This window comes from Curtobacterium ammoniigenes NBRC 101786 (assembly GCF_001571045.1).
GTDB classification, from domain to species: Bacteria; Actinomycetota; Actinomycetes; order Actinomycetales; family Microbacteriaceae; genus Curtobacterium; species Curtobacterium ammoniigenes.
Window position 1 is genome coordinate 242,483 of the sequence record NZ_BCSV01000003.1, and the last position, 16,780, is coordinate 259,262.

The window sequence follows — 16,780 nt, forward strand, 5'->3', positions numbered from 1 at the left end:
CGTCAGCCTCGAACCCGGTCCGCGATCCCCCGAAGCGCTTGAGGCAGCGCGGGCGCATCGACGCCACCGCCCTGAGCGAGATCAGGTTTGCCGCCGCCGCCGCCCCCGAGGATCGTCGCAGCTTCCTTTGCGAGCGGGCCGGCCTGGAACCCAGCACGCCGTGCGCCGTCGTTCGTCGCCACGATGACAACGGGCTTCTCGTTCACAATGGCGCCGAGGGCGACGACGGCCGGGTCGGTGCCGAGTGCGCCGCGGACACCGGTCACCAGCGTGCGCAGATCATCGGCACTTCGGATCCCCTCGACCTGTTCGACGACCACACTGACAGGCCCAGAGGCGTCGACGTTGCGAACGATCGTCGGGATCCGCTGCTGGAGGCTCGCCGACTCGAACTCGGCGATCCGCTTCTGCGCGGCCTTGAGGTCATCGAGCAGCCCGGTGACCCGGAGTGGAAGATCGGACCGCGGCGCCTTGAGGGCCGCGGAGAGCTGTGAGACGATGGCCCGCTCAGCGGCCAGGTCTCGGAAGCCCTCGATGCCGACGAGGGCCTCCACCCGCCGGTTGGTGGAGCCGACCGACTGTTCGCCGACGAGGTTGACGAGACCGACCTGCGCGCTTGACGCGACGTGCGTGCCTCCGCAGAGCTCGCGAGACCACGGGCCGCCGATGTCGACCATTCGGACCTCAGCGCCGTACTTCTCGCCGAACAGCGCCTGGGCACCGAGCGACTTCGCCTCAGCCAGCGGGAGCACGCGTGTCGACACGGGAAGGTCCGAGCGGATCGCCGTGTTGACGACATCTTCGATCTCCGAGCGCGTGGTGGGCGAGATCGGCTGGCTCCATGAGAAGTCGAGCCGCATATACCCGGCCTTGTTGTAGGAACCTGCCTGCAGCGCCTCCGGGCCGAGAATGTCCCGAAGGGCGGCATTGACGAGGTGCGTTGCGGAGTGCGCCTGGGTCGCGCCCCGACGATAGTCGGCGTCGACGATGGTCGTCGCCGCGTCGCCGACCGCGACCTCTCCGGTGCGGACCTGCGCCTTGTGGCTCCACAGCCCAGCGACCGGACGCTGCACGTCGAGGACCTCGAGATCGAACCCGTTGCCGATGATCGATCCCTGATCGGCATCCTGGCCGCCGGACTCGGCGTACAGCGACGTCTCACCGAGAATGACTTCGACGATGTCGCCTGCCGCTGCGCGATCCACCGACGCACCGTCCTTGATGATGCCGAGGATGCGCGATTGCGCTTCCAGCGCGTCATAGCCGAGGAAGGTCGTCTCGCACTGCGCGCGGAACGCGCTGTACACGCTCAAATCGGCAAGGGCGGTCTTCTTGCTCTTCGCGTCGGCCTTCGCGCGCTGCCGCTGATCGGCCATCAGCCGGTCGAAGGCGGTGCGGTCCACCTGCACGCCAGCCTCGTCGGCCATCTCGAGAGTCAGGTCGATGGGGAACCCGAACGTGTCGTGCAACAGGAAGGCGGTGTCGCCGCCGATCTGCGGAGCGCCGTCCTGCTTGGCGCGTTCGACGGCGACATCGAGAATGATCGTTCCCTGCGCGAGCGTGCGAAGGAACGTCTCCTCCTCCGCATACGCGAGCCGTGCGATCCGGTCGTAGCCCTCCGCCACCTCGGGATAGGCATCCTGCATCGCGTCGCGGGAGGCGGGGAAGAGCTCCGGGAACGTCGGCGCGTCGACCCCGAGGAGACGCATCGCCCGAACCGTTCGGCGGAGCAGACGGCGCAAGATATAGCCCCGCCCTTCGTTGGACGGCTGCACACCGTCCGACATGAGCATGAGCGATGAGCGGACGTGGTCCGCAATGACGCGCATGCGCACGTCATCGTCGTGCACGGCACCGTATTTCCGGCCTGAGAGCTCGGACGCCCGGTCCAGGACCGGACGAACCTGGTCGATCTCGTACATGTTGTCGACGCCTTGCTTCAGGAAGGCGACGCGCTCGAGCCCCATGCCGGTGTCAATGTTCTTGTTCGGCAACTCGCCGACGATCTCGAAGTCGTACTTGGATCGCACGTTCTGGATCTGGTACTGCATGAAGACGAGGTTCCAGATCTCGACGTACCGGTCATCGTCGGTCGCGGGACCGCCGTCCGCGCCGTACGCGGGGCCGCGGTCGAAGAAGATCTCCGAGCACGGGCCTGCCGGCCCCGGCTGTCCTGTCGACCAGTAGTTCGTGTCCTTATCAAGACGCTGGATCCGCTCATCGGGCAGCCCGGCGATGCGCTTCCAGTATCGGATCGCTTCGTCGTCGTCCTTGTAGACCGTGACCCACAGGTCGCTCGGATCGAATGCGAGGCCCCCGTCGGTCTCCGGCGAGGTGAGCAGTTCCCAGGCGTACGCGATCGCCTGCTCCTTGAAGTAGTCGCCGAACGAGAAGTTGCCGTTCATCTGGAAGAAGGTGCCGTGACGAGGAGTCTTGCCGACTTCCTCGATGTCGTTGGTGCGGATGCACTTCTGCACACTCGTCGCGCGCGGGAACGGCGGCGGCACGAGTCCGGAAAGGTAGGGAATGAACGGCACCATTCCGGCCACGGTGAACAGCAGCGATGGGTCATCGGAGACCAGGGATGCAGACGGAACGACGGTGTGTCCGCGGTCGCCGAAGAATTCGAGCCAGCGGCGGCGGATGTCTGCGGTCTGCATGGTGATTCCTCAATCGGATGCTCGTGCGGTTCGTCGTGGTCGTCGTGATCGTCGACCAAGGCGGAGCGGGGTGGTGCCGGATGGATGTTGTCCGTCGAGCGGGGTCGACACTCAGGCCGTGGCGCGTCGACGCAGCTCGGCCTCGCGCGCACGATAGCCCGAGGCGATCGCGCCGGTGAATGCTTTCGCGCGCGCGTCGATCCCCGAGATCAGGTGGGAGCCATCGCTCGTCCTCGTGATCGAGCGGGCGAGCGCAAACCCGATCCCGACGCCGATCGCGATGAAGAACACTGACTTCACGGGGCCTCCTCCACGTGCTTCGGGCACGTTGGCCAAGCTTAGCCGCCGCCCCCGCGTGCGACATCCGCTCTGATTCGACCGGGAGAATGAACAACGGCGGATCGCCCTGAGGAGGACGATCCGCCGTTGCGTGGCAGGGTGATCAGCGCGCGGCGTAGTACTCGACGACGAGCTGCACTTCGCACGTGACCGGGACCTCGGCACGCTTCGGGCGACGCACGAGGCGGGCCTGCAGCTTGTCGATCTCGACCTCGAGGTACCCGGGGACCTTCGGCAGCACTTCCTGGTGGCCACCTGCGGCCGCGACCTGGAACGGCTCGAGCGACTCCGACTTCGGCTTGACATGGATGAGCTGCCCGGGCTTCACGCGGAACGACGGCCGGTCCACGAGCTTGCCGTCGACGAGGATGTGACGGTGCACAACCAGCTGGCGCGCCTGAGCGGTCGTGCGGGCGAAGCCGGCGCGGAGGACGAGCGCATCGAGGCGCTCCTCGAGCAGCTCGACGAGGTTCTCACCCGTCAGGCCGCTGGTCTTGCGGGCTTCCTCGAAGACGATGCGAAGCTGCTTCTCGCGAATGCCGTACTGGGCGCGCAGACGCTGCTTCTCGCGAAGACGCACGGCGTAGTCGCTGTCGGCGCGGCGACGGCTGCGGCCGTGCTCGCCGGGACCGTACGGGCGCTTCTCGAGGTACCGGGCCGCCTTCGGCGTCAGCGGGATGCCGAGCGCGCGCGACAGGCGGGTCTTGCTGCGGGAACGTGACTTGGTAGACACAGGGTCCTTTTCTGTACTGAATGGTCGAGATCCCGGAGCCGTCGACGTGCGCACACGACGATCGTCACGGGAAGGATTCAGAGGGATGAGCCTGTGGGATCGGACGGCTACAGTCCGAACCTCTGTCACTCGACGATCGACGCAGCCGCACGCGGTCGCCTGGACGTAGGCGGGACAACGATAGCAGAAGCGGGCGCCGGAAATGCTCTGGAGCAGCGGCCGCTCTGCTCACGTTCAGTCGCCGCGCAGGATCCGACGCAGGCGGTCGAGGCGGGGAGCGATCTCGCGCTCGAATCCGTTGCCCGTCGGCTCGTAGTACCGCGCCTCCCGAAGGGCGTCGGGAAGGTACTGCTGCGCGGCGACGCTGTGCTCCGCGTCGTGGGCATAGACATACCCCTTGCCATGACCGAGCCGCTTTGCGCCCGGATAGTGCGCATCGCGAAGGTGCTTCGGCACGACGCCCATCCGGCCCGCTCGAACGTCGGCGATTGCCGCGTCGATGCCCGTGTACGCGGCGTTGGATTTTGGAGCGGTCGCCAGGTAGACGACCGCCTCTGCCAGTGGGATGCGTCCCTCGGGCATCCCAATCAGTTGCACGGCCTGCGCAGCGGCGACTGCGATCGGGAGCGCCTGCGGATCTGCCATGCCGATGTCCTCGGATGCCGAGATGATCATCCGCCGCGCGATGAACCGAGGGTCCTCGCCCGCTTCGATCATGCGGGCCAAGTAATGCAGTGCGGCATCGACGTCACTGCCCCGAACGGATTTGATGAACGCGCTGATGACGTCATAGTGCTCGTCACCCTGACGGTCGTACCGGAGGAGAGCGCGATCCACGGCCGCGGCGACGCCGTCAGCCGTCACGATCGACGGCGGTCGGGTGCCGAGGGCCTCCGACTCGTGATCGCTATTGGGCATGTCTGGAGCGTCGAGCTCCTGCGCGGAGTGCGCGGCAGCCTCGAGCGCGGTGAGCGCACGTCGGGCATCTCCGGATGACAGCCGAACGAGCGCCGCCCTGGCGGCGTCCTCGAGCTGCACCGAGCCGGCAAATCCGCGCTGATCGGCGACCGCACGGTCCAGGAGTATCCCGATGTCGTCGTCGGAGAGCGGCTGCAGGGTGAGGAGGAGGGAGCGCGAGAGCAGTGGAGCGATCACGGAGAACGATGGGTTCTCGGTCGTCGCGGCGATGAGGATGACCCACCCGTTCTCGACGCCCGGAAGCAGCGCGTCCTGTTGCGCCTTGCTGAATCGATGAATCTCATCGAGGAACAGCACCGTCGTACTGCCGTAGAGATCGCGGTGTGCGAGCGCCCGCTCCATGACCTCTCGCACATCCTTCACGCCCGCGGTCACGGCGCTCAGCTCCACGAACTCGCGACCCGACTGGCGGGCGATCGCCTGTGCCAACGTCGTCTTCCCGGTGCCGGGAGGCCCCCACAGGATCACCGAGATGCCGCCGCGGCCCTCTCGATCCCCGTTCGCCAGCTGAACGAGCGGCGATCCCGGGCCGAGAAGGTGCTGCTGCCCGGCTACTTCCGACAGTGTGACTGGCCGCATCCGGACCGCCAGCGGGACCGCGCCACTTGCGAGACCGGCGCGATCGCCGGTCGTCGGGGACCGCATGCCGGTTCGGTCTGGCGCCATGTCCTCATCGTAGGCAGCGCTACCGACCGTCTGGCTCCGCTCATCGATCGGCTGGTCCGATAAGGTCTGCGCCGTGGCATCGAAGAATCAGAGTCGGCAGTCGCGCGAGGCGCGCGAGCGCCTTCGGCTGTACGAAGCGCGCCAAGGCCTGTTCGAAACGCAGCGGCGAAGGCGCCTGCGCGACAACATCATCGCCGGTATCGCGCTCATCGTTATCGCAGCGCTCGCGACCGGATCGCAACTCGTGCACGGTCACCGCGCGCAGATCGCCGCGCGGGCCGCTGCATCTGCATCTGCATCTGCATCTGCCGCCGCGACCGCCTCAGCATCGGCGAGCCCAAGCGCCAGCCCGGCTGGCGACGTCGGCTCGGTACCGTCCAAGTCGATTGCACAGAATGCTGTCTGGAACGGCACGATCACGCTGAACAAGACCGTGACCCTCGGGATCCAACTCGACGGAGCGGCGGCGCCGCAAGCGGCGAGCGTCGAGATCGACCTCATTCAGAAGAACTTCTACACCGGGACGACGTGCCATCGCCTCGCCAATGCAGCCAATTTCAAGTTCCTACAGTGCGGGTCTGCGAACGGCGACGGTACGGGCGACGCTGGGTTCCAGTACGGACCGGTCGAAAACGCTCCCGCGAACGGCGTGTACCCGACGGGCACGATCGCCATCGCCCGAGGGTCATCCCTCTATTCGCAGACGACCCAGTTCTTCATCGTCTACGGCACGACGCAGCTCGACGCGTCGTCGGGCGGGTACACCGTCGTCGGCAAGGTGACCTCTGGCCTCCCACAACTGGAGGCCCAAATCACCTCCAAGGGCATCGCGAATCCCGGCGCCGACGGAACGGGCGAGCCGAAGGTGGCGACGACGATCACCGGCGCCTCCATCCACAAAGGCTGAGGCCGCACTCCACAGCCTGGAGCGATCCGGTCGACTCCCCCGACCCGTGCAATAGGCTGACAGTCTGACCGGCCGACGGCGACCGTCGGCGAGCACCACGACCACGATCGAGGCGAGACCTGTGGCATCTGACGAAGCAACCTCCTGGGGCCGCGTGGACGACTCCGGCATCGTCTACGTGCGCTACGGCGACGACGAACGCGTCGTCGGCGAGTACCCGGATGCCTCCCCGGACGAAGCCCTGGCCTATTACGCGCGCAAGTTCGCCGACCTCGAGGGCCAGGTGCGAATTGCCGAGCAGCGGGCGAAGGGAGGCGGAGCCTCCCCATCGGACGTCGCGCGCTCCATCGAACATTTGCGACAGCTTCTGCGCGAGGCCAAGGTCGTCGGGGACATTCGTTCCCTCGAGACGCGCGTCGAGTCGCTCGGTTCGCAGCTCGGCGAGCTCAGCGAAGCGCAGGCACAGCAGGCGCAGCAGGCGATGACCGAAGCCCTGGCGTACCGGACATCCCTCGTCGAAGAGGCTGAAGCGCTCGCAGCAGTCGATCCGGCGCGTGCGCAGTGGAAACAGATCACCGCGCAGTTGGACGACATCTTCAGCCGTTGGCAGGAACATCAGCGAACCGGGCCGCGGATCCCGAAGAACGACGCGAACGATCTCTGGAAGCGGTTCCGGACGGCGCGAGCGACGGTCGACCAGCACCGTCGCGCGTTCTACGCCGATCTCGACGCGACGCACCGCGACGCACGCTCGCGCAAGCAGGAGCTCGTCGACCGAGCGGAAGCGCTCGCCCCGCGGGGATCCGAAGCGATTCCGGCGTACCGCGAGCTGCTCGACGCCTGGAAGTCCGCAGGACGGGCGGGCAAACGCTACGACGATGCGCTCTGGGCCAGGTTCAAGGCCGCTGGAGACGTGCTCTTCGCACAGAAGCACGAGGAGTCCGCGCGTGAGAACGCCGAGTACAGCGCGAACCTGGACGTCAAGCTCGCCCTGCTCACCGAAGCGGAGGCGCTCCTCACCGAAACGGAGCCCGCCGCCGCTCGGCGCGCCCTCGGCGAGATCCAGACCCGCTGGGATGCGGCCGGCCGGGTGCCGCGCGACCAGGTCCGCCGCATCGAAGATCGGCTGCGCACCGTTGAGAATCACGTTCGCAAGCTCGAAGAAGACCACTGGCGAGCCTCCGACCCCGAGCGTCAGGCGCGGACAACCGGATTGGCCTCCCAACTCGAGGATGCCATCGCCAAACTGGAATCCGAACTCGCGGACGCACAGGCCAGCGGCGACGCGGCCCGGATCAAGTCCGCCCAGGAGGCGCTCGACGCTCGCAAGATCTGGCTGGACGCGCTCGGAAACTAAGACCGCGGCGACTGCGAGCGGGGCAGTACCCCACCGAGCGCGTCCGGGGAAGGAACGCCGAGCACAGCGCGGATTGCACGGTCGTCGCGCTGCATCTGCGCCGCCAGGGCGTCCATCGACTCGAACGCGACCATCGGTCTGACGTACTTGACGAAGAACACGGTGATCGTGTCGTCGTAGAGATCCAGATCGACGTCGAGCAGATGGGCTTCGATCTGCTTCGCGCGAACGCCGACAAACGTCGGGTTGTTGCCGACGGACACGGCGGCGGGGTAGACGGTGCCGCGATGAAGGACCCGAGCGGCGTACACGCCGTCCGCGGGAATGAACCCCTCAGAGGTCGGCGAGATGTTGGCGGTCGGATAGTTCATTGCGCGCCCTCGCTCGTTGCCGTGCACCACGACGCCCCGCACCGCATGCTCATGCCCGAGCAGGTGAGCGGCGTCCGCAACGCGCCCCTCAGAGAGGAGCTCGCGAATCCACGTCGACGAGACGCGACGCTCGGCCGCCATCGCGTGGGCGTCGCGGACGTCGACATCGTCGATGAGCTGAACGGTGAAGTGAAGCTCGTCGCCGAGCGCTCGCAGGAGCGCGACATCGCCCGCGCCGCGCGCGCCGAATCGGAAGTCGCTCCCAACGAGCACCACCTTCGCGTGCAGGCGACGCACCAGGATCTCGCGGACGAAATCCTCCGGCGGCATCACCCGGAGGCGCTCGTCGAAATGCAGCAGAAGGACCGCGTCGACCCCGGCATGCTCAAGCAGTTCCCGACGCTGGGCGATGCTTGCGAGCGCCGGTGGGACCGAGGCCGGATCGATCACCGCGAGCGGGTGCCGGTCGAAGGTGACGACGGCGCTGACCAGACCGTGGGCAGCGGCAGTCGCTGCGAGATGCTCGATCACTGCACGATGTCCGACGTGCACTCCGTCGAACTTGCCGATGGTGACGGCACTCGGCCCGAACGCTGGAGGAACCGATGCGGGATCTGCGAAGAACTCCACCGCTACTCCCCCGCGCGCTCGGCAGGCGCGGGCCCCGCACCCTCAGCCGTCGGCCCGAGCCCGCGCGAAGCCGCCGCAGCACCCTCCGACGCCGCGGTCGCTCGGCGTCGATGCGTCGCGAGCCACCACAGACCTGCGATCGGCAGCACGAGCGGCACCCAGAAGTAGCCGGCACCATAGCCGGACCACACCGTGTCGTCGGGGAACAGGCGGGTGTCGACCACGGACAGGGTCCCGACGACGAGGACCCCGAGCATCTCGAAGCCGATCGCGACCCAGGCAACCCGATACCAGGCACGACCCGGCGCGATCAGCGCAATCATCGCGACGATGTAGACGACGGCAGAGACGGCGCTGAGCGTGTATGCGAACGGCGCGTGGTCGAACTTCTGGATGATCTGCACCACGCTGCGCCCGGTGGCTGCCAGCGCAAGGATGCCGTAGACCGCGATCAGGACCCGGCCGAGGCCGGACGCGCGAGAGGACGGATTCGCCATTGCACCAATGCTACGGGAGCGCTGTGCACTCACGGTGCAGGGAACCAGATCTGCTGCATGCGCACGATCATCACCGCGACGGTGAACGCACCGACCCCGAGGACCACCGTGCTCCACCGAGATCGGTCGATGAGCGCCCACACGATGGCAGCCGGCGGCACGAGCACCACGGAGACGGCATATACGCCGAACTCGAGCCCGTTGCCCCTCGTCGGATGGCCCGTGAGCGGGAGCACGATCGAGATGACCGCCTGCGCGATCAGGAACAGCTCGATGAGCGCCAGACCACCCACGGTTGCATCATTCGGCTTCCGGCCAATGAGACCGAGCACCACCGCGACCAGTCCGATGACGCTCGCGACAATGGCTTGAACCCAGGTGAACCAGGTGATCACGCGCTGCCTCCGACCCGGCTCGGCGGTGGAAAGTTCGTCAACACGCGGAGCCGACCACCGCGAACAGCGACGAGTCCGACGAGCCGATCCGTGCCTCCGTCGACTGCGGCAACGGGCCCGTCGTCGTCCGCTGCGGTGACCGCGACCCGCTTCCCATCGGACAGATCTCTCGCGTCGTCCGAACCGAGTTCGATCACAGGGAACAACGCTCGCGCCGCGTCCGTCGGACGGATCAGCGCCTCCTGTACCGCTGCGTCATCGTCGATGTCGACGGCGTCATCCACGGAAAAGGGGCCGACGTCCATTCGTCGCAGCGCGACAAGGTGGCCGCCGACGCCAAGCGCCCGGCCGACATCCCGGGCGAGCGCTCGAACGTACGTGCCGGAGGTGCACTCGACGACGACGTCGACGTCACACGCCCGCACCGCGCCTCCGGTCGGGGTGCTGACCGTGTGCTCGCGAGCGCCGAGCGCCTCGAATCGCCGGATGGTCACCGGTCGAGGCGGCAGCACGACAGTCTCGCCAGCGCGCACGCGTTGGTACGCGCGCTTGCCGTCCACGCTGATCGCCGAGACCGTGCTCGGCACCTGATCGATCGGGCCTCGGAGCGCCGCCATCGCCTGTTCGAGCGCGTCCGCGTCCATGCCATCCGGCGGCATGCCAATCGAGTCGACGATCGCGCCGTCGGCGTCGTCGCTGTCTGTCGCTATGCCGAGCCGCATCGTCGCGGTATAGCGCTTGTCAAGACCGACCAGATGCGTCAGCAGCCGCGTCGACGGCCCCACACCGAGAATGAGCAACCCTGTCGCCATCGGATCGAGAGTGCCGGCGTGACCGATCTTCCGGGTGCCGAGCACCCGGCGCGCGATCGCGACCGCCCGGTGGCTCGAAATGCCGGCCGGCTTATCGGCCAGCAACAGGCCGTCAGGTACCGGTTCGAGCACCCCTCCAGGCTAGCAGCGCGCTCAACACGCGTCGTTCCAGTTCCGGCGCGGGTGCTCGGGATCGGTGACGTCCAGGATCGCGGATGCGGCGATCTTGACGGGTTCTCGTGCAGCGAGGCGCTCATCGTCGTGCTCGACCCACAGCGACCACCGCCACAGGGCCCGCACGCCCTCCGCGAGGACGCCGTGTCCGTGCACGACGAGCACGCCGTCGCCGGCGCCCGTGCTGCGGAACGGTTGCACGACGTCCCGCCGGAGCGTGTCCAGGTCCGGAGACGGCGCAGCGGCCGCCATCGCGGAAACCTCCATGCTGTTGAGCGCGTGCACAAGCGCCTGCGCGACACGCTCGAGATCGGTCCCCACTTGCCCGTCGATGCCGACGACCGTGCGCGCAACACCCGCCTGCGCAACAAGCTCCTCCGCGAGCGCACGCATCGTCGCGGACTCCTGCGGTGCCCATATCGCCATGTACTCACCGTAGGCTCTTCTGGTGACGCGACGCACAGCCTCCCATTCGGCGGGGCAGTCACCGTGGCTCGCGGATGCGCTCATCGCCTGGTACGCAACTGCTGCACGCGATCTGCCGTGGCGGCGGCCCGGATTCCCGGCGTGGGGAACACTCGTGAGCGAGATCATGCTGCAACAGACGCAGGTCGCCCGCGTGATCCCCAGGCTCGAGACCTGGCTCCGCCGATGGCCCACCGCGCGCGATCTCGCCTCGGAGCCGCCGTCGGAGGCGGTGCGCGCATGGGACCGGCTCGGGTACCCGCGGCGAGCCCTCAATCTGCATGCCGCTGCGTCGGTGATCGCCGATCGCCACGACAACGTGGTCCCGCGTGCTGTTCCCGACCTTCTCGCCCTGCCCGGCATCGGCGACTACACCGCACGCGCCGTCGCGGTCTTCGCGTACGGAGACCGCCACCCGGTCGTCGATGTGAACGTCCGCCGCGTACTCGCCCGTGCGCTCCTCGGCGCTCCGGAACCTGGTGCCGCCTCGGCGAAGCGCGACCTCCCGCTCATGGAGGCGCAGTTACCCGACAGCCCGGAGCGCGCGGCAATCGTCAGTGCGGCGATCATGGAACTCGGTGCACTCGTCTGCGTCGCCCGGCGGCCCGCCTGCGACGCCTGCCCGATCAGCGCACACTGCGCGTGGCGGAGCGCCGGCTACCCGGCGGGCGACGGGCCGCGCGCCCCGAAGCAATCGCGCTTCGCGGGCAGCGATCGGCAGGTTCGCGGGCTGATACTCGCTGAGCTGCGCGGCGCAGAGATCCCCGTGACCGACGCGGAGATCCGGATGGTGTGGCCCGACGCGGAGCAGCTCGGGCGGGCGCTCCGGTCGCTCCTCGACGACGGACTGGCCGAAGCCGTTGACGGAGGCTACACCCTGCCGAATGGCTCCGCGTCGTCGCCCGGGTGGTCGTCCTCGTCGTCCTCGTCGTCGTGACGGTACGGGTCGGCGTCGCCCGCGTAGGAGGCTGTGGCCGCCTGCTCGCGCGCCGCCTCGTCTCGCTCTCGTGCGGCAGCAAGCAGCGAATCGATGTGCGCGGCGTTCTCCGGAATCGCGTCCGGAATGAATTCAAGGGTGGGCGTGAGCCGGGCCGTGATGTTCTTGCCGACCTCGCTGCGGAGCATGCCGGTCGCGGCGCGGAGGGCGGCCGCTGAATCCGTGCGTTCCTCTTCGGACCCATAGACCGTGTAGAAGACGGATGCGTGCTGCAGGTCACCCGTCACCCGAACGTCGGTGATCGTGACGAAGCCGAGTCGCGGGTCGCGAATGCCCTTGTCGAGCCGTCGGGCGATGATCTCCTTGATGCGGTCCGCCATCTTGCGGGCACGTTGCGGATCAGCCATCGGAGCCTCCTGTCATCGGCATCGGTCGGAATCGGCCTGCCGGTTCGTCGAACTATCAACGGGTGGAGCCCGCCGCGCTCGTCATGGGCGCGGCGGGCTCCTGCGAGCGTCGGATCAGACGCGCGGCTTCTCGACCATCTCGATCGTCTCGATCTCGTCGCCGATCTGGATGTCGTTGTACCGACCAAGGCCGATACCGGCTTCGAAGTCCGTGCGAACTTCGGTGACGTCATCCTTGAACCGACGGAGCGACTCGATTGCGAGACCATCGCCGATGACGACGCCGTCGCGGATGACGCGAGCCTTCGCATTCCGCGTGATCGTGCCGGATCGGACGATGACACCGGCGATGTTGCCGAACTTCGACGAGCGGAACACCTCGCGGATCTCCGCAACACCGGACTGCACCTCTTCGTACTCGGGCTTGAGCATTCCCTTGAGGGACTGCTCAATGTCCTCGAGTGCGTTGTAGATGACCGAGTAGAAGCGCACATCGATGCCTTCGCGTGCAGCGCGTTCGCGGGCCTTGACGTCCGGGCGGACGTTGAAGCCGATGACGATCGCGTTGTCGATCGTCGCGAGGTCGATGTCCGACTCCGTGATCGCACCGACGCCGCGGTGCAGAATCCGCAGCTGGACACTGTCGTCGACCTCGATATCGAGGAGCGACTGCTCGAGCGCCTCAACGGCACCGGAGACGTCACCCTTGATGATGAGGTTGAGCGACTCGACCTTGCCCTCTTCGAGCGCACGCGTGAAGTCCTCGAGCGAGATGCGCTTGCGGGCCTTCGCCAGCTGTGCGTTCCGCTCGGCAGCCTCGCGCTTCTCGGCGATCTGTCGCGCTGTGCGGTCTTCCTCGGTGACGAGGAAGGTATCGCCGGCGCGCGGAACACTCGACAGGCCTTGGACCTGAACCGGTCGGGACGGTGTCGCCGCTTCGACGGCGTTGCCATCCTCATCGGTCATCGCCCGGACACGGCCGTACGCGGTTCCGGCGACGATCGCGTCCCCGACGTGCAGCGTGCCGGACTGGATCAGAACCGTCGCCACTGCACCGCGGCCCTTGTCGAGCTTCGCCTCGATGGCGACACCGCGCGCGTCCTTATCGGGGTTCGCCCGCAGGTCCAGACCCGCATCCGCGGTCAGGAGGACCGCGTCGAGGAGGGCTTGGATACCGATGTTCTGACGCGCGGACACGTCGACGAACATGACATCGCCGCCGTATTCCTCGGCAACGAGGTTGTACTCGGTGAGCTGCTGTCGAACCTTCGCCGGGTTCGCGCCCTCCTTGTCGATCTTGTTCACCGCGACCACGATCGGAACACCGGCCGACTGCGCGTGGTTCAGCGCCTCGATCGTCTGCGGCATGATGCCGTCGTCAGCGGCCACGACGAGGATGGCGATGTCGGTCACCTGGGCACCGCGGGCACGCATCGCCGTGAAGGCCTCGTGACCCGGGGTGTCGATGAATGTGATCGGACGCTCGATCCCCTCGTGCTCGGTGAGGATCTGATAGGCACCGATGTGCTGGGTGATGCCACCGGCTTCGCCTTCGACGACCTTCGAGTTCCGGATCGCGTCGAGGAGACGCGTCTTTCCGTGGTCGACGTGCCCCATCACCGTGACCACGGGCGGCCGCGGCTGCAGCATCGAGTCGTCTTCGTCTTCGAGCTCCTGCTCGAGGTCGATATCGAAGCCCTCGAGCAGCTCCTTGTCCTCGTCCTCGGGAGAGACGATCTGGATCTTGTAGCCGAGCTCTTCACCGAGCACCTCGAAGGTTGCCTCGTCGAGGGACTCGGTCGCCGTCGCCATCTCGCCGAGATGGAACAGCACCGTCACGAGGTTGCCGGGGCTCGCGTCGATCTTGTCGGCGAAGTCGGAGATGCTCGCGCCGCGACGGAGGCGAACGACGGTGCTTCCGTCACCGCGAGGAACCTGCACACCGCCGAGCGACGGGGCTTGCCGCATCTCGTACTCGGCGCGCTTCGTCCGCTTCGACTTGCGCGCGCGGCTCTTGCCGCCACCGCGACCGAATGCACCTGCGGTTCCACCGCCAGGACCGCGCCCGCGACCGCCGCCGCCCGCTGGTCGCGGACCGCTGAAGGCGGGGCGACCGAATCCACCGCCGGCGCCCGCTCCAGCACCGCCGGGACGGTTGAAGCCGCCACCGGCACCACCGCGGCCGCCACCCTGACCCGGACGCTGTCCGAACCCGTTGGGGCGCGCACCCTGACCGGGTCCACCCGGCCGAGGTGCTCCCGGCCGAGGCGCGCCGGCGCGCGGGGGCTGCGGACGCGGAATCCCGCCCGCGCCGCCGCCTGGGCGGGGCATGCCCTGGTTCTGGGAATAGGGGTTGTTGCCGGGCCGCGGCGGGCGCTGGCCCATACCCTGGCTGGACGCGTAGGGGTTGTTCCCGGGCCGCGCTGAGCCGGGCTTCGCGGCGCTCGGGCGCGGACCGGCGGGCTTCGGAGCACCCGGACGAGCGGCAGCCTGGCCGCCCTGGCTGGCCTGGCCGGCCTTCTGCTCGGCCTGTGCCTTCTGCGCGGCTTCGGCCTCGGCCTGACGCTCCGCAACCGACTTCGGTGCGGCAGGCGCCGGCGTCGAGTCGATCGGCTGCTCGGTTGGCGCTGCCGTCGGCGCGGCCGGCGCAGCAGCCTGCGGACGGGGCGCCTGCGGACGCGGCGACGCCTTCGGGGCGGAAGCGGTCTTCGTCGGAGCAGCCTTCGCGGCTCCGGATGCTTCGAGGGCTGCGCGAAGCTTTCGCGCGACCGGCGGCTCGATGCTCGAGCTCGGTCCCTTCACGAACTCGCCAAGCTCCTTGAGCTTCTCGAGGGCGGTCTTACTGTCGACTCCGAGTTCGCTGGCGATCTCGTGTACGCGTGGTTTTGCCACAATGCTCCTTTTCGGGTCCCGCCCCGAAAAGGAGCAGGACTCACTGGATGATGGGTCTCATTTCGAGCCGCTCATCAGTTGTCCATAAGCCGTTCAGCCTGTTCTTGTCGTGTCAGCGATTGCTCGCCCGCCTCGGCGTTCGGCCCCGCGGCCGGGTCCGAATCCGCTCGAGCGCGGAGGTATTCGAGCAATGCCGACGTGTCTGGTTCACGATCGAGCCGGAACGCCCGCCGGAATGCCCGGCGCGCAAGGGCTGTCTCGTAGGCCTCGACCGTCGGTGTGAGCCACGCTCCCCGCCCCGGCATGACTGCCTTTGGATCCGCCACAACACGACCGTCGATCACGACGATGCGAAGGAGAGCGGATCGGGAGACGCGACGGCGACTGCCGATGCACGTTCTGACGGGTTCCACTCTACTCCCTGCACTCACCCCTGGCGATCCCGACACAGTGCCGCGGGACCGCTGACGGCGAACGGCGTGTCCGCCCCGACACTGCAGACCGTGCGGCGGACACGGCCGATGGCCTCAGTCGTCGAGGATCGAGTCAGGTTGAATATCGATCCTGGCACCGGTCAGCTTGGCTGCCAGCCGCGCATTCTGCCCTTCCTTGCCGATCGCCAGCGAGAGTTGGTAGTCGGGGACCAGCGCACGAACAGCCTTGGTTCCCGCGTCAAGCACGAATGAGCTCGTGACTTTTGCGGGCGACAGCGCGTTCGCCACGAATGCGGCGAGGTCCGGGGCGTAATCGACGATGTCGATCTTTTCGGCGCCGAGCTCGTTCGTCACCGCCCGCACGCGCGCGCCGAGCTCGCCAATGCACGCGCCCTTGGCGTTCACGCCCGGCTCGTTCGCGCGAACCGCGATTTTCGTCCGGTGGCCAGCCTCACGCGCCATTGACACGATCTCGACGACCCCGGACGCGATCTCGGGCACCTCCAGGGCGAAGAGCTTGCGGACGAGCCCCGGATGGGTGCGCGACACCGTGATCTGGGGACCCTTCGCGCCGCGACCGACACTCGTGACGTAGACGCGGATCCGGTCGCCATGGCGATACGACTCGCCCGGGACCTGCTCCTCCGGGGGGAGGATCGCCTCGACCGACCCGAGATCGACGTGAACCATGCGCGGATTCGGACCCTGCTGAATGACTCCGGCGACGATGTCGCCTTCCTTGCCACGGAACTCGCCGAGCACCTTGTCGTCGCCGATGTCGCGGAGGCGCTGGTTGATGACCTGCTTCGCCGCGAACGCGGCAATTCGGCCGAAGTCACTGGGCGAGTCGACCGCCTCGCCGACGATCGTGTCGTCCTCGTCACGCTCCGGCACGTACACCGTGACGACGCCGGTCTTGCGGTCGAGTTCGACACGGGCGGCCGGGTCCGCCGGCGTGCCGTTCTCGGCCTGGTGCTTGTGGTAGGCGGTGAGGATCGCTTGCTCGATGATGCGCACAAGCTCCTCGAACGGGATCTCCCGCTCGCGTTCCATCAGACGGAGGACTGCGAGATCGATCTGCATCGAGGGGCCTTTCGTATTCAGCTGCGAAAGCGATCGGTGGCGA

The 16,780-nt window shown here is 67.7% G+C and carries 16 protein-coding genes; 3 read left to right on the plus strand and 13 right to left on the minus strand.

The features are described from left to right. Positions 1-2 precede the first annotated feature (2 nt). From alaS to CAM01S_RS08160, 4 genes are all read right to left on the minus strand, one after another. Complete coding sequence (alaS, locus tag CAM01S_RS08145; protein WP_066519341.1) at positions 3-2,660, minus strand: alanine--tRNA ligase; 2,658 nt, start codon at positions 2,658-2,660, stop codon at positions 3-5. Positions 2,661-2,771: 111 nt separating this feature from the next. Further along, the gene (locus CAM01S_RS08150) at positions 2,772-2,960 is read right to left on the minus strand and encodes a hypothetical protein (RefSeq protein ID WP_066519350.1); all 189 of its coding nucleotides are present in this window, start codon (positions 2,958-2,960) and stop codon (positions 2,772-2,774) included. A gap of 142 nt (positions 2,961-3,102) precedes the next feature. Next, positions 3,103-3,732 (minus strand): 30S ribosomal protein S4, encoded by a 630-nt coding sequence (rpsD, locus tag CAM01S_RS08155; RefSeq protein ID WP_066519358.1) that lies wholly within the window; start codon positions 3,730-3,732, stop codon positions 3,103-3,105. Between the two features lie 234 nt (positions 3,733-3,966). After that, positions 3,967-5,355, minus strand: coding sequence for a replication-associated recombination protein A (locus CAM01S_RS08160; RefSeq protein WP_083527900.1), 1,389 nt, complete (start codon positions 5,353-5,355; stop codon positions 3,967-3,969). A 94-nt stretch (positions 5,356-5,449) separates the two neighbouring features. Here CAM01S_RS08160 and CAM01S_RS08165 point away from each other — a divergent pair, with 94 nt between their 5' ends. After that, the gene (locus CAM01S_RS08165; RefSeq protein WP_066519361.1) at positions 5,450-6,283 is read left to right on the plus strand and encodes a peptidylprolyl isomerase; all 834 of its coding nucleotides are present in this window, start codon (positions 5,450-5,452) and stop codon (positions 6,281-6,283) included. Between the two features lie 121 nt (positions 6,284-6,404). Then, positions 6,405-7,640 (plus strand): DUF349 domain-containing protein, encoded by a 1,236-nt coding sequence (locus CAM01S_RS08170; protein ID WP_066519364.1) that lies wholly within the window; start codon positions 6,405-6,407, stop codon positions 7,638-7,640. Here the strand turns inward: CAM01S_RS08170 and CAM01S_RS08175 are convergent. The 5 genes from CAM01S_RS08175 to CAM01S_RS08195 are packed head-to-tail and all read right to left on the minus strand — an operon-like array spanning position 7,637 to position 10,945. Continuing rightward, positions 7,637-8,641, minus strand: coding sequence for a bifunctional riboflavin kinase/FAD synthetase (locus CAM01S_RS08175; protein WP_066519366.1), 1,005 nt, complete (start codon positions 8,639-8,641; stop codon positions 7,637-7,639). The two genes, CAM01S_RS08170 and CAM01S_RS08175, sit on opposite strands and share 4 nt — an antisense overlap. Positions 8,642-8,643: 2 nt before the next feature. After that, positions 8,644-9,138, minus strand: coding sequence for a hypothetical protein (locus CAM01S_RS08180; RefSeq protein WP_066519373.1), 495 nt, complete (start codon positions 9,136-9,138; stop codon positions 8,644-8,646). Between the two features lie 29 nt (positions 9,139-9,167). Further along, positions 9,168-9,533: a hypothetical protein gene (locus CAM01S_RS08185; RefSeq protein WP_066519380.1), complete on the minus strand. Its 366-nt coding sequence runs from the start codon at positions 9,531-9,533 to the stop codon at positions 9,168-9,170. After that, entirely contained in the window at positions 9,530-10,477 is a 948-nt protein-coding gene (truB, locus tag CAM01S_RS08190) for a tRNA pseudouridine(55) synthase TruB (RefSeq protein ID WP_066519384.1), read from the minus strand. The genes CAM01S_RS08185 and truB overlap by 4 nt, the downstream gene beginning before the upstream one ends. A 21-nt stretch (positions 10,478-10,498) precedes the next feature. Then, positions 10,499-10,945, minus strand: a complete 447-nt coding sequence (locus tag CAM01S_RS08195; protein WP_157071479.1) for a hypothetical protein — start codon at positions 10,943-10,945, stop codon at positions 10,499-10,501. Positions 10,946-10,967: 22 nt separating this feature from the next. On the opposite strand from CAM01S_RS08195, the gene CAM01S_RS08200 reads away from it, so the two are divergent. Next, a complete protein-coding gene (locus tag CAM01S_RS08200; protein ID WP_066519391.1) occupies positions 10,968-11,921 on the plus strand; it encodes an iron-sulfur binding domain-containing protein in 954 nt (317 codons plus the stop codon). Here CAM01S_RS08200 and rbfA read toward each other — a convergent pair. The 4 genes from rbfA to nusA all read right to left on the minus strand — a co-directional run bounded on the left by rbfA (position 11,855) and on the right by nusA (position 16,737). After that, positions 11,855-12,328: a 30S ribosome-binding factor RbfA gene (gene rbfA / locus CAM01S_RS08205; protein ID WP_066519393.1), complete on the minus strand. Its 474-nt coding sequence runs from the start codon at positions 12,326-12,328 to the stop codon at positions 11,855-11,857. The genes CAM01S_RS08200 and rbfA overlap by 67 nt on opposite strands. A 114-nt stretch (positions 12,329-12,442) precedes the next feature. Next, positions 12,443-15,220, minus strand: a complete 2,778-nt coding sequence (gene infB, locus CAM01S_RS08210) for a translation initiation factor IF-2 (protein WP_066519395.1) — start codon at positions 15,218-15,220, stop codon at positions 12,443-12,445. Positions 15,221-15,294: 74 nt separating this feature from the next. After that, positions 15,295-15,669, minus strand: a complete 375-nt coding sequence (locus tag CAM01S_RS08215; protein WP_306306287.1) for a YlxR family protein — start codon at positions 15,667-15,669, stop codon at positions 15,295-15,297. A gap of 78 nt (positions 15,670-15,747) precedes the next feature. After that, entirely contained in the window at positions 15,748-16,737 is a 990-nt protein-coding gene (gene nusA / locus CAM01S_RS08220; protein WP_066519397.1) for a transcription termination factor NusA, read from the minus strand. Positions 16,738-16,780: the final 43 nt, after the last annotated feature.

What these genes read in the sequence shown, in the direction of transcription:
- alaS (WP_066519341.1), bottom strand. Translation starts at nt 2,660, where the DNA reads ATGCAGACCGCAGACATCCGCCGCCGCTGGCTCGAATTCTTCGGCGAC.
- CAM01S_RS08160 (WP_083527900.1), bottom strand. Translation starts at nt 5,355, where the DNA reads ATGCGGTCCCCGACGACCGGCGATCGCGCCGGTCTCGCAAGTGGCGCG.
- CAM01S_RS08180 (WP_066519373.1), bottom strand. Translation starts at nt 9,138, where the DNA reads ATGGCGAATCCGTCCTCTCGCGCGTCCGGCCTCGGCCGGGTCCTGATC.
- CAM01S_RS08195 (WP_157071479.1), bottom strand. Translation starts at nt 10,945, where the DNA reads ATGGCGATATGGGCACCGCAGGAGTCCGCGACGATGCGTGCGCTCGCG.
- rbfA (WP_066519393.1), bottom strand. Translation starts at nt 12,328, where the DNA reads ATGGCTGATCCGCAACGTGCCCGCAAGATGGCGGACCGCATCAAGGAG.
- nusA (WP_066519397.1), bottom strand. Translation starts at nt 16,737, where the DNA reads ATGCAGATCGATCTCGCAGTCCTCCGTCTGATGGAACGCGAGCGGGAG.